Annotated in this window: 13 protein-coding genes; all 13 read left to right on the plus strand. The window is 68.8% G+C overall.

All coding sequences use genetic code 11. The features are described from left to right. The first annotated feature begins 91 nt into the window (after positions 1-91). The 13 genes from OG753_RS27150 to OG753_RS27210 all read left to right on the plus strand — a co-directional run bounded on the left by OG753_RS27150 (position 92) and on the right by OG753_RS27210 (position 12,782). Positions 92-985 (plus strand): ABC transporter permease, encoded by an 894-nt coding sequence (locus OG753_RS27150; protein ID WP_383204900.1) that lies wholly within the window; start codon positions 92-94, stop codon positions 983-985. 23 nt (positions 986-1,008) lie between these two features. Next, on the plus strand, positions 1,009-1,932 hold the full coding sequence (locus OG753_RS27155) for an ABC transporter permease (RefSeq protein WP_327264276.1): 924 nt from the start codon (positions 1,009-1,011) through the stop codon (positions 1,930-1,932). A 9-nt stretch (positions 1,933-1,941) separates the two neighbouring features. Further along, a complete protein-coding gene (locus OG753_RS27160) occupies positions 1,942-3,033 on the plus strand; it encodes an ABC transporter ATP-binding protein (RefSeq protein ID WP_383204897.1) in 1,092 nt (363 codons plus the stop codon). Continuing rightward, positions 3,026-4,078, plus strand: coding sequence for an ABC transporter ATP-binding protein (locus OG753_RS27165; RefSeq protein WP_405790475.1), 1,053 nt, complete (start codon positions 3,026-3,028; stop codon positions 4,076-4,078). The genes OG753_RS27160 and OG753_RS27165 overlap by 8 nt, the downstream gene beginning before the upstream one ends. Positions 4,079-4,210: 132 nt before the next feature. Further along, positions 4,211-5,137 (plus strand): GNAT family N-acetyltransferase, encoded by a 927-nt coding sequence (locus tag OG753_RS27170; protein WP_405790476.1) that lies wholly within the window; start codon positions 4,211-4,213, stop codon positions 5,135-5,137. A gap of 107 nt (positions 5,138-5,244) precedes the next feature. Beyond that, positions 5,245-6,876 (plus strand): ABC transporter substrate-binding protein, encoded by a 1,632-nt coding sequence (locus tag OG753_RS27175; protein WP_327264280.1) that lies wholly within the window; start codon positions 5,245-5,247, stop codon positions 6,874-6,876. Positions 6,877-6,907: 31 nt separating this feature from the next. Next, positions 6,908-7,831, plus strand: a complete 924-nt coding sequence (locus OG753_RS27180) for an ABC transporter permease (protein ID WP_327264281.1) — start codon at positions 6,908-6,910, stop codon at positions 7,829-7,831. Further along, positions 7,824-8,846, plus strand: coding sequence for an ABC transporter permease (locus OG753_RS27185; RefSeq protein ID WP_383203170.1), 1,023 nt, complete (start codon positions 7,824-7,826; stop codon positions 8,844-8,846). The genes OG753_RS27180 and OG753_RS27185 overlap by 8 nt, the downstream gene beginning before the upstream one ends. A 12-nt stretch (positions 8,847-8,858) precedes the next feature. Next, entirely contained in the window at positions 8,859-9,842 is a 984-nt protein-coding gene (locus OG753_RS27190) for an ABC transporter ATP-binding protein (protein ID WP_405790477.1), read from the plus strand. Continuing rightward, positions 9,835-10,935: an ABC transporter ATP-binding protein gene (locus OG753_RS27195; protein WP_405790478.1), complete on the plus strand. Its 1,101-nt coding sequence runs from the start codon at positions 9,835-9,837 to the stop codon at positions 10,933-10,935. The genes OG753_RS27190 and OG753_RS27195 overlap by 8 nt, the downstream gene beginning before the upstream one ends. A gap of 351 nt (positions 10,936-11,286) precedes the next feature. Continuing rightward, complete coding sequence (locus tag OG753_RS27200) at positions 11,287-11,481, plus strand: hypothetical protein (RefSeq protein ID WP_030012369.1); 195 nt, start codon at positions 11,287-11,289, stop codon at positions 11,479-11,481. Between the two features lie 24 nt (positions 11,482-11,505). Continuing rightward, entirely contained in the window at positions 11,506-12,402 is an 897-nt protein-coding gene (gene mshB, locus OG753_RS27205; RefSeq protein ID WP_327264284.1) for an N-acetyl-1-D-myo-inositol-2-amino-2-deoxy-alpha-D-glucopyranoside deacetylase, read from the plus strand. Then, the gene (locus OG753_RS27210; RefSeq protein WP_327264285.1) at positions 12,399-12,782 is read left to right on the plus strand and encodes a DUF6113 family protein; all 384 of its coding nucleotides are present in this window, start codon (positions 12,399-12,401) and stop codon (positions 12,780-12,782) included. Before mshB ends, OG753_RS27210 begins: the two co-directional genes overlap by 4 nt. Positions 12,783-12,967 lie beyond the last annotated feature (185 nt).

Below are 12,967 nucleotides of genomic sequence, written 5' to 3' on the forward strand. Positions count from 1 at the left end.
CCGTTCCTTGGGCCGGAGGCCGCTGCTCCCAGAAGCGGCCAGGTAGAGAGGCACAAACATGGGAAGGTACGTCGCCCGTCGCCTCGGGCAGATGGTCATAGTCCTCATCGGCGCGACCATGGTTCTGTTCGCTTGTCTGTTCGTTCTCCCCGGTGATCCCGTGGGCTCGATCGCGGGCAGCGACAAGGCCCGTGACCCAGCGGTGGTCGCGGAGCTCAAGGCGCGGTACGGGCTCGACAAGTCGCTGCCCGAGCAGTATGTGAACTACGTGGCCAAGGTCGCGACCGGAGACCTCGGCGAGGACTTCATCCAGCGCCGCGAGGTCTCCGAAATCCTCGCCCCCAAGCTGCAGAACACCGCGAAGCTGGCCCTGCTGGCCATCTGCCTCGTGACCGTGTTCGGTATGGGAGTCGGCATCATCGCCGCCCTGTACAGATACAGCATCTTGGACATGGCCACGACATTCTTTACGACCATGGCCGTCGGATTCCCGACGTTCGTGATCGGCATGCTGCTCATGAAGTATTTCGCCGTGGAACTCCAGTGGTTCCCACAGCTCGGCGGCGACAAGCTCGAAGGCATGGTCCTTCCCGCGGTCACCCTCGCCATCACCGACATCGCGTTCGTCGCCCGCCTCACCCGCGGCACGATGCTCGAGGTGCTGCGCGCGGACTACGTGAAGACGGCCGTGGCCAAGGGACTTCCGCAGCGTCGCGTGCTCTTCAAGCACGTGCTGCGCAACTCTTCCATCCCCGTGGTCACCTACCTGGGCATCTCGTTCGGTGGACTCCTCGGTGGTGCGCTCATCACTGAGGCGATCTTCAACTGGGACGGTGTCGGTCTGGCACTGGTTCAGGCGATTCAGCAGCAGAACAACCCGATCGTGATCGGGGTCGTGACGTACAGCGTCGCCATCTTCGTCGTCCTCAGCCTCATCGTGGACCTGCTGTACGCGGCCCTCGACCCGCGTATCCGCCTCAGCTGACCGCCCCCAAGGAGGATTTCCTCATGTCTGAGCTCGCAACGAGCCCGGCGATCGGGGACGAGAACCCCGTGTCGTCCGCTTCGGCCAAGGCCGAACCCGCACCCAAGCAACTGAGCCAGTGGGGCGAGATCCGCCACCGCTACGTCCAGAACAAGCTGGCCGTCGTCGGTCTGGTGATCATCACCCTGCTGTTCCTGACGGCCGCGTTCGGCGACATGCTCGCCCCGTTCGACCCCGGCGCGCAGGACCTCGAGAACACCCTCGCCTCGCCCAACGGCACCCACTGGATGGGTACCGACGCCCTGGGCCGCGACATGTTCTCGCGCCTCATAGCCGGCACCCGCGTCGCCATGTTCGTCGGCCTCGCCTCGATCTTCTTCGCGGTGCTGATCGGTGTCGCCCTCGGCGCCATCGCCGGTTACTTCGCCGGCTTCGCCGACACCCTGGTCATGCGCATCGCGGACGTCTTCCTCGCGTTCCCGCTGATGATCGGTGCCATCGTCATCATCCTGGTCACCGGCCGCGGCATCACCCCGGTGATCATCTCGCTCGCGATCTTCTCGTGGGCCACCGTGTCCAGGCTCCTGCGCAGCTCGATCCTGTCGGTGCGCGAGATGGACTACGTCCACGCCGCCAAGGCCCTCGGCGCGAGCGGCTGGCGGATCGTGCGCACGCACATCCTGCCCAACTCGCTGACCGCGGTCCTGGTCTACGCGACGTTCAACGTCGGCACCACGATCGTCGGCGTCGCGGCGCTCTCCTTCCTGGGCGCCGGTGTTCCCGTCGACGTCCCGGAGTGGGGCAACATGCTGGCGGCCGGTCAGGCGTTCATCGGCGTCAATGACTACCTCTGGGTGTTCCCCAGCCTGTTCGTCGTCGTCACCGTGCTCGGCTTCGCCTTCGTCGGCGACGGCCTGCGTGACGCGCTCGACCCGAAGCTCCGGTAGGGCCGCCCGATGCCCCGAGACAACATCAGCAAGCAGGACGAAGGTGGCGGCGTGACGACGTCGGAGATTCTCAGCGTTGCGGAGACGGGCGGCGGATCCGCCGTGCCGCTGCTGGAGGTGGACAACCTCCAGGTCGAGTTCAAGACCCGTGACGGGGTCGCCAAGGCCGTCAACGGCGTGAGCTACAGCGTCAACGCCGGCGAGACCCTCGCCGTGCTCGGCGAGTCCGGCTCCGGCAAGTCCGTCACCGCTCAGGCGATCATGGGCATTCTCGACAGCCCGCCCGGACGGGTCGCCGGCGGCGAGGTGCGCTTCCACGGCAAGGACATCCTCAAGATGTCCGACGAGGAGCGCCGCAAGCTCCGTGGCAACAAGATGGCGATGATCTTCCAGGACGCGCTGTCCTCGCTCAACCCGGTCTACTCGGTGGGCGACCAGCTCGGCGAGATGTTCCGGGTCCACCGGGGCATGTCCAAGAAGGACTCGAAGGCCAAGGCCATCGAGCTCATGGAGCGCGTGAAGATCCCCGCCGCCAAGGCGCGCGTGGGTGACTACCCGCACCAGTTCTCCGGCGGTATGCGCCAGCGCATCATGATCGCCATGGCGCTGGCCCTGGAGCCCGACCTGATCATCGCCGACGAGCCGACCACGGCCCTCGACGTGACGGTCCAGGCGCAGGTCATGGACCTGCTCGCGGAGCTCCAGCGCGAGATGAACATGGGCCTGATCCTGATCACCCACGACCTCGGCGTCGTCGCCGACGTCGCGGACAAGATCGCGGTCATGTACGCGGGCCGGATCGTCGAGACCGCTCCGGTCCACGAGATCTACAAGCGTCCGTCGCACCCGTACACCCGTGGCCTGCTCGACTCGATCCCGCGCCTGGACCAGAAGGGCCAGGAGCTCTACGCGATCAAGGGCCTGCCGCCCAACCTGCTCCGCATTCCCACGGGCTGCGCCTTCAGCCCCCGTTGCCCCAAGGCGCAGGACATCTGCCGCACCGAGATCCCGGTGCTGCACCCGGTCACCGAGCAGGACGGCACCGAACTGCCGGGCCGCGGCAGCGCGTGCCACTTCTGGAAGGAGCAGATCCATGGCTGAGCTCACCAAGAACGCCACCGAGCGCGAGCCGATCCTCCAGGTCCGTAACCTGGTCAAGCACTTCCCGCTGACCCAGGGAATCCTGTTCAAGAAGCAGGTCGGCGCGGTCAAGGCGGTCGACGGGATCTCCTTCGACCTCTACCAGGGCGAGACCCTCGGCATCGTCGGCGAGTCCGGCTGTGGCAAGTCCACGGTCGCCAAGCTCCTGATGAACCTGGAGCGGGCGACCGCCGGTGAGGTCTTCTACAAGGGCCAGGACATCAGCAAGCTGTCCGGCCGCGCCCTGAAGGCCGTCCGCCGCAACATCCAGATGGTCTTCCAGGACCCGTACACGTCGCTGAACCCGCGCATGACGGTCGGCGACATCATCGGGGAGCCCTACGAGATCCACCCCGAGGTGGCTCCCAAGGGCAACCGCCGGCAGAAGGTCCAGGAGCTCCTGGACGTCGTCGGTCTGAACCCGGAGTACATCAACCGCTACCCGCACCAGTTCTCCGGCGGCCAGCGCCAGCGCATCGGCATCGCCCGAGGCCTCGCCCTGCAGCCCGAGATCATCATCTGCGACGAGCCGGTCTCCGCGCTCGACGTGTCGGTGCAGGCCCAGGTCATCAACCTGATGGAGAAGCTGCAGGACGAGTTCAACCTCTCCTACCTCTTCATCGCGCACGACCTCTCGATCGTCCGGCACATCTCGGACCGCGTGGGCGTCATGTACCTGGGCAAGATGGCCGAGATCGGCTCCGACGCCGAGATCTACGAGCACCCGACCCACCCGTACACCCAGGCGCTGCTCTCCGCCGTCCCGGTCCCGGACCCGGCCGCGCGCGAGGGCCGCGAGCGGATCATCCTCACCGGTGACGTCCCGTCCCCGGCCAACCCGCCGTCGGGCTGCCGCTTCCGCACCCGTTGCTGGAAGGCCCAGGACAAGTGCTCCACCGAGGAGCCGCTGCTGGCGGTCCCGGAGCGCTTCAAGGGCCTGAACACCCTGGCCGCGCACGATTCGGCCTGCCACTTCGCCGAGGAGAAGGCCATCCTGGCCGTCTGACCGACGCGTTGCCTGTGAACGGCTGGTCCCCGGTGCCCCACGGCGCCGGGGACCAGCCGTTTGTGCCGGTGGCCGGCCCGCCCGCGGGGAAACCGGTTGCGGCCCCGGGAGCCGGCGCCGGAAGGTGGCGGCATGACCCTCACCGTACGGCCCGCCGGGCCCGGGGACGCGTCCGACATCTGCGCCCTGCTCAATGCCGTCGACATGATCGAGATCGGCCGCCCGGAGACCGATCTGGGCACCGTCGAGTCCGACCTCAACGCCCCTGACGTGGACCTCGCCACCGATTCCTGGCTGGCCCTCCAGGACGGCCGGCTCGTCGCCTACGCCCTCGTCTGGGCCGACTCCGGTCCGGGCCGTGTCGACGGGGACCACTACGTGCTGCCCGGCCACGACGAGGCCGCCGGCCTCCTGCTGGAGCGCATGGAGACCCGCGCCCGGGAACTGGCCGCCGGCCCCGGCGTCCTGCGACTGCAGCTCAACGTCAGGCCCACCCTCGACCTGTCCCTCCTGCGCGGCCGCGGCTACCGCACGATCCGCCGCTACCAGGTCATGACGCGCTTCCTCTCCCCGGCCGCAGATCCCGCCCCGGCCCCGCCGGCCGGACTCACCCTGCGCAACTGCGCCGGCGACGAGGCCGACCGCCACCGGGCCCACGCCCTCATCGAGCGGACCTTCGCCGAGCACTTCGGCCACGTGGACCGCCCGTACGAGACCTGGCTGGACCACATGGACGGCCGCAAGCTCGACTGGTCGCTGGTGTGGATCGCGAGCCTGCCCGGCCACGGGGACGCGGCCGTTCTGCTTACCCGGGACGACCGTACGAGCATGGCCTGGGTCGGACACATCGGCGTGGCGAAGGAGGTGCGCGGCCGCGGGATCGGCGGTTTCCTTCTGCGGCACTGCTTCGCCGTCTACGCCGGGCGCGGCCGGGACACCGTGGGCCTGGGCGTCGACACCCACAACGCGACGGGCGCGCTCGCGCTGTACGAGGCGCACGGCATGGGCCTGCACTACGCCGTCGACTCCTGGGAGCTGCCTTTGCACCCCCAGGGGTGACAGGCGCGTGACGCGCGGGTGCAATCGGTCCAACCATGAGTGCACGGGACCCCACATAGGGTGACATTGGCCCCTAAGCGAGTCTTGGGATCCCTAGGAGGCACTCCATGCGCGGAGCCACCCACGCCCAGTGGGCCGCATGTGCGGTGGCCGTCGCCCTCGCGGCGACGGCCTGCGGCGGCGGTAGCGACAGCGGCGGAGGCGGTGGCGAGGCGGGCATCGTCAGTTCCTCGTGGGGTGACCCGCAGAACCCGCTGGAGCCGGCCAACACCAACGAGGTGCAGGGCGGCAAGGTGCTCGACATGCTCTTCCGGGGCCTCAAGCGCTACGACCCGAAGACGGGCGAGGCCCTCGACATGGTCGCCGAGAAAATCGATACGACGGACAGTCAGAACTTCACGATCACGCTGAAGGACGGCTGGAAGTTCAGCAACGACGAGCCGGTCACCTCGCAGTCCTTCGTGGACGCCTGGAACTACGGCGCGGACGTGCGCAACAAGCAGAACAACTCGCCGTTCTTCTCCGACATCGTCGGCTACGAGGACGTCCACCCCGCCTCCGGCGAGCCCAAGGCCAAGACGATGTCCGGGCTGGTGGTCAAGGACGCCAAGACCTTCACGGTCGCCCTGAAGAACAAGTTCTCCACCTGGCCCGAGACCCTGGGCTACCAGGCCTTCTCCCCGCTGCCCAAGGCCTTCTTCACCGACCACGCCGGCTGGCTGAACAAGCCGGTCGGCAACGGCCCGTACACGGTGGACTCGTACACCAAGGGCACCGGCATGAAGCTGCGCAAGTGGGACACCTACCCCGGTCCGGACAAGGCGCAGAACGGCGGTGTGGACCTGAAGGTCTACACCGACAACAACACCGCCTACACCGATCTGATCTCGGGCAACCTCGATCTCGTCGACGACGTGCCCGCGCAGCAGCTGAAGAACGTCAAGAACGACCTGGGAGACCGGTACATCAACCAGCCGGCCCTCATCATCCAGACCCTCACCTTCCCGCTGTACGACCCGCAGTGGAGCAAGGCGGGGATGGAGAACGTCCGCCGCGGCATCTCGATGGCGATCAACCGCGACGAGATCACCAAGCAGATCTTCCGCGAGACCCGCACCCCGGCCAAGGACTGGACCTCACCGGCCCTCGGTGAGAAGGGCGGCTTCTCCTCCACGGTCTGCGGCGACGCCTGCGTCTACGACCCCGCGGCGGCCAAGAAGCTCATCACGGACGCCGGCGGGCTCCCCGGCGGCAAGGTCACGCTGACCTCCAACGTGGACACCGGCTCGCACCGCGACTGGATGGACGCCGTCTGCAACAGCATCAACAACGCGCTGGGCGAGGGCCCGGTCTGCACGGTCAACCCCGTCGGCACCTTCGCCGACTTCCGCAACCAGCAGAGCAGCTTCAAGCTGACCGGCCCGTTCCGCTCCGGCTGGCAGGCCGACTACCCGCTGATCCAGAACTTCCTCCAGCCCCTCTACTACACCGGCGCCTCCTCCAACTACGGGAAGTTCAGCAACGCGGACTTCGACAAGCTCGTCGACGAGGCCAACCAGGAGAGCGACCAGGCCGCGGCCGTCGCGAAGTTCCAGGACGCCGAGAAGATCCTCGCCGCGCAGATGCCCTCCATCCCGCTCTGGTACCAGAACGGCAGCGCGGGCTACGCCGAGCGGCTCTCGGACGTGGCGCTCAACCAGTTCAGCGTCCCCGTGTACGACCAGATCAAGGTCAACTGACCGACGTTTCGGATCGATCCTGGAGCAGTCCATGGGACGTTATGTGATCCGGCGGCTGCTCCAGATGATCCCGGTGTTCATCGGCAGCACGTTCCTGATCTTCTTCATGGTGTACGCGCTCGGTGATCCGGTCGCGGCCCTGTTCGGCGACAAGGCACCCGACCCGGCCACCGCCGCGCGCATCCGCAAGGACCTCTATCTCGACCAGCCGCTGTGGAAGCAGTACCTCCACTACATGGGCCAGATCTTCCAGGGCGACTTCGGCACGGCCTTCAACGGCCAGCCCGTCACCGAGCTGATGGCCAGCGCCTTCCCCGTCACCCTGCGCCTGACCATCGTCGCGATCTTCTTCGAGATCGTCATCGGCATCACCCTCGGCGTGATCAGCGGTCTGCGCCGCGGCAGGTCCGTCGACACCACCGTGCTGGTGCTCACCCTCGTCGTCATCTCCGTGCCGACGTTCGTGACGGGCTATCTGCTCCAGTACCTCTTCGGCGTCAAATGGGGCTGGGTGCGGCCCACCGTCTCCCCGGACGCCCCCTTCGGCGAGCTGATCCTGCCCGGCATCGTGCTCGCGCTGGTCTCCCTCGCCTACGTCACCCGGCTCTCCCGCACCTCCATCGCCGAGAACGTCAAGGCCGACTACGTGCGCACCGCCGTCGCCAAGGGTCTGCCGCGCCGCCGGGTCGTCACCCGCCACCTGCTGCGCAACTCGCTCATCCCCGTCGTCACCTTCATCGGCACCGACATCGGCGCCCTGATGGGCGGAGCCATCGTCACCGAGCGGATCTTCAACATCCACGGCGTCGGATACCAGCTCTACCAGGGCATCCTGCGCAACAACTCCCCGACGGTCGTGGGCTTCGTGACCATCCTCGTCATCGTCTTCCTGCTGGCGAACCTGCTCGTCGACCTGCTCTACGCGGTCCTGGACCCGAGGATCCGTTATGCCTGACCCCGAGCGCCCCGAAGGGCCCGGTGGCTACGACCCCGTCGGTCCCCGCCCGCACGAGGCGGTCTCCCCGACCGGGCAGGGCGGCCCCATGGATCTCGCGCTGGAGGAGGCCGAGAGCCTGGAGGGCATCGAGAAGACCGGCCCCCGGGGCGGGACCGGCCCCGGCGAGAAGCCCCGCTCCCTGTGGTCCGACGCCTGGCACCAGCTGCGCCGCAACCCCGTCTTCGTCATCTCCTCGCTCATGATCCTCTTCCTCGTGATCATCTCGATCTGGCCGCAGCTCATCGCGAGCGGCGACCCGCTGCAGTGCGACCTGTCCAAGTCGCAGCAGGGCTCCTCCCCGGGCCACCCCTTCGGCTACGACACCCAGGGCTGCGACGTGTACACCCGTACCGTCTACGGGGCCCGCGCCTCCATCACCGTGGGCGTCTGCGCCACCCTCGGCGCGGCCCTGCTCGGCTCGGTGCTCGGCGGGCTCGCCGGGTTCTTCGGCGGCTGGGGCGACGCGCTGCTGTCCCGGGTCGCGGACATCTTCTTCGGCATCCCCGTCGTCCTCGGCGGCCTGGTCTTCCTGTCCGTGGTCACCAGCACCACCGTCTGGCCGGTCGTCGGCTTCATCGTGCTCCTCGGCTGGCCGCAGATCGCCCGCATCGGCCGCGGCTCCGTCATCACCGCCAAGCAGAACGACTACGTCCAGGCCGCCCGGGCCCTCGGCGCCGGCAACGGCCGGATGATGCTCCGGCACGTGGCGCCCAACGCCGTCGCCCCGGTCATCGTCGTCGCGACCATCGCGCTCGGCACCTACATCGCCCTGGAGGCCACCCTGTCCTTCCTCGGCGTCGGCCTGCGCCCGCCCACCGTCTCCTGGGGCATCGACATCTCCAACGCGGCCTCGCAGATCCGCAACGCCCCGCACATGCTGCTCTGGCCGGCCGGCGCGCTGAGCCTGACCGTGCTCGCCTTCATCATGCTCGGCGACGCGGTGCGCGACGCCCTCGACCCCAAGCTGCGCTGAGGAGCCCCGCACATGCTGCTCGAAGTCCGCGACCTGCACGTGGAATTCAAGACGCGCGACGGAGTCGCCAAGGCCGTCAACGGCGTCAACTACTCGGTGGCCGAGGGCGAGACGCTCGCCGTGCTCGGCGAGTCCGGCTCCGGCAAGTCGGTGACCGCCCAGGCCGTGATGGGCATCCTCGACATGCCGCCGGGCCGCATCGCGGGCGGCGAGATCCTCTTCAAGGGCAAGGACCTCCTCAAGATGAAGGAGGAGGAGCGCCGGAAGGTCCGCGGCGCCGAGATGGCGATGATCTTCCAGGACGCGCTCTCCTCCCTGAACCCGGTCCTGAGCGTGGGTGCGCAGCTCGGCGAGATGTACGAGGTCCACCGCGGGACGTCCCGCAAGGACGCCAAGCGCAAGGCCGTCGAGCTGATGGACCGGGTGAAGATCCCGGCGGCGAAGGAGCGGGTGGGGGACTACCCGCACCAGTTCTCGGGCGGCATGCGCCAGCGCATCATGATCGCCATGGCACTGGCCCTGGAGCCCTCGCTGATCATCGCGGACGAGCCGACGACGGCCCTGGACGTCACCGTCCAGGCCCAGGTGATGGACCTGCTGGCCGAGCTGCAGCGCGAGCTGAACATGGGCCTCATCCTGATCACCCACGACCTGGGCGTGGTTGCCGATGTCGCCGACAAGATCGCGGTCATGTACGCGGGCCGGATCGTCGAGGCGGCCCCCGTCCACGAGATCTACAAGGCGCCCGCGCACCCGTACACGCGCGGCCTCCTGGACTCCATCCCGCGCCTGGACCAGAAGGGCCAGGAGCTGTACGCCATCAAGGGCCTGCCGCCGAACCTGGTGGCCATCCCGCCCGGCTGCGCCTTCAACCCGCGCTGTCCGATGGCGCAGGCGGTGTGCCGCACCGACGTCCCCCCGCTGTACCGGGTGACCGAGTCCCCGGTGGAGCGGACCAGCGCCTGCCACTTCTGGAAGGAGTGCCTCCATGGCTGAGCCCCTTCTGGAAGTGAAGGACCTGGTCAAGCACTACCCGCTCACCCGGGGCGTCGTCTTCCGCAAGCAGGTCGGCGCGGTCAAGGCCGTCGACGGGGTCTCCTTCGACCTGCGCGCCGGTGAGACGCTGGGCATCGTCGGCGAGTCCGGCTGCGGCAAGTCCACCGTGGCCAAGATGCTCGTCAACCTGGAGCGGCCCACCGCGGGTGCGATCTCGTACAAGGGCGAGGACATCACCAAGCTGTCGGGGCGCGCCCTGAAGGCCGTGCGCCGCAACATCCAGATGGTCTTCCAGGACCCGTACACCTCGCTGAACCCGCGCATGACGGTCGGCGACATCATCGGGGAGCCGTACGAGATCCATCCCGAGGTGGCTCCCAAGGGCTCGCGCCGCCAACGGGTCCAGGAATTGCTCGACGTCGTCGGTCTGAACCCGGAGTACATCAACCGCTACCCGCACCAGTTCTCCGGCGGCCAGCGCCAGCGCATCGGCATCGCCCGCGGCCTCGCCCTGCAGCCCGAGATCATCGTCGCGGACGAGCCCGTCTCCGCACTGGACGTCTCCGTCCAGGCCCAGGTGATCAACCTGCTGGACCGGCTCCAGAGCGACTTCGACCTGTCCTACGTCTTCATCGCGCACGACCTCTCGATCGTCCGGCACATCTCCGACCGGGTCGGGGTCATGTACCTGGGCCGGATCGTCGAGATCGGCACCGACCGCGAGATCTACGACCACCCGACCCACCCGTACACCCAGGCACTGCTCTCCGCCGTCCCCGTCCCGGACCCGGAGGCCCGCGCCCACCGCGAGCGGATCATCCTCACCGGTGACGTGCCCTCCCCGGCCAACCCGCCCTCGGGCTGCCCCTTCCGCACCCGCTGCTGGAAGGCCGAGCCCCGCTGCACGGCCGAGGTCCCGCTGCTCGCGGTGCCGCAGGTCTTCCCCCCGGGCCCCGCGGCGCACCCGTCGGCCTGTCACTTCGCGGCGGAGAAGCAGGTGGTCCCGCCGTCGGACGCGCCGTCGGACGCGCCGCCGGTCCCGCCCTCGGATCCGCCGTCACCCCCGCCGGCGGATCCGCTGACGAAGGAGTAGCCGCCCACCGATCATTTCCGGCCACCGCTGTGCGTACGACGGGGAACGGCCGCCGTACCCCTCAACCCCGTTAACACGGAGGCAACTTGACCGTTTCTGCCCCGAGATCTGAGGCGTGCAGCCTGGATGCCGTGCGGCCGTGCGGGTGCCGACAGCCGGCCGGGGAGGCGTACAGCCTCGCCGGCCGGCCTCCCCGTGACCCCACTCATGCGCGGCATGCGCCCCTCGTGCTGCCGGATTTCGATCGATGCGCTGGTACGGATAGTTATGATCCGTAGCGCACGGTGGGTATGACTCCTGCCGAGCACGAATACGCGTACCGATATCCGCTCGACGTGGAGGTGAAACGCCGTGGCACTCTCGATCTCCGCCGTGGTGCTGCTGGCGATCATCGTCTTCCTGCTGGTCCGAAGGGCGGGCCTGAAGGCGGGACATGCGGTGGTCTGCGTACTGCTCGGCTTCTACCTGGCGAGTTCCACCATCGCCCCGACCCTCAGCCAGCTCACCTCGAACGTGGCGAGCATGATCAGTGGCCTCAAGTTCTAGCTCCGGCCTCGTAGGCTGGGCCCCATGAACGGTCTTCCCGCCCGTCGTCTGCTCCTCGTGCACGCGCACCCCGACGACGAGTCGATCAACAACGGCGTCACCATGGCCAAGTACGCGGCCGAGGGTGCCCACGTCGCGCTGGTGACCTGCACCCTCGGCGAGGAGGGTGAGGTCATCCCGCCCGGTCTCGCCCACCTGGCGGCCGACCGCGACGACGCCCTCGGCGCCCACCGCGTCGGCGAGCTCGCCGCGGCCATGGCCGAACTGGGCGTCCACGACCACCGGTTCCTCGGCGGCCCCGGCCGCTTCCGGGACTCCGGGATGATGGGCGCCCCGCAGAACCACCGCCCGGAGGCCTTCTGGGCCGCCGACGTGGACGAGGCCGCCTCGTACCTCGTGGAGGTGATCCGGGAGCTGCGCCCGCAGGTGCTCGTCACCTACGACCCGGACGGCGGATACGGGCACCCGGACCACATCCAGGCCCACCGGGTCGCCATGCGCGCCGCCGAACTGGCCGCGGAAACCGCGTACCGGCGCGACCTCGGCGCGCCCCACACGGTCGGGAAGATCTACTGGAACCGCGTCCCGCGCTCGGTGGTCGAGGAGGGTTTCGCCCGGCTGCGCGCCGCGGGCGGCGAGGTGACCTTCCCGGGAGTGGGCTCGCCCGAGGACGTGCCGGGGGTCGTCGCCGACGAGCGGATCACCGCCGAGATCGACGCCAAGGACACCTTCGTTGCGGCGAAGGCGGCCGCCATGCGGGCGCACGCCACCCAGATCGCCGTGGACGGGCCCTTCTTCGCGCTCTCCAACGACCTGGCGCAGCCGCTGTTCACCCGCGAGTACTACGAACTGGCCGAGGGCCGGCCGGGCGCCCCGGCGGGCGAACGCGAACACGACCTCTTCGCGGGGGTCCAGGCGTGAGCGGCACGCTGACGGCCGGGCGGATCGCCGGCTGCCTGGGTCTGCTCGTCCTGGGCGTACTGACCGGAGCGGCCGGCTGGCTGGTGGTGGACCTGTGGTTCCCCGGCGGTCTGCTGCTCGCCCTGCTGGCGGTCTTCGGGCTGTTCCTCGGCGGCCGGATCGCCCTCGGCACCGGCCCCGGTGTGGGCGGCGCCGCGGCGGGCTGGTTCCTCTCGTACGTGATGCTCAGCGTCCCGCGCCCCGAGGGGGACTTCCTCCTCGGTTCGTCCGGAATCGGCACGTACGTCTACCTTTTGGGTGGAACGGTTCTCGCTGTGATGTGCGCCACGATGCGCGGTCCGCAGGATCGGCCGGTTTCGGCCGCCCGGCCTGCCAAGTGACGTGATGTCGGACCTCGTAGGGAGGTACGGCGAGGGGCGCGCGCCGCGGCCCGGCGGGCGCTTCAGAGGGGTTTGACCGGGACTATCAGGAACCCCTGATTCCCCGCAGTCAGTTGCGTGCGGGCGGCGGCCAGTATGGTGGACGGGCCGCCGAGCTGCCCGCGCACCCAATGACGGGCGGCGGA

This window comes from Streptomyces sp. NBC_00029, assembly GCF_045160505.1.
In the GTDB taxonomy this organism is placed as follows: domain Bacteria; phylum Actinomycetota; class Actinomycetes; order Streptomycetales; family Streptomycetaceae; genus Streptomyces.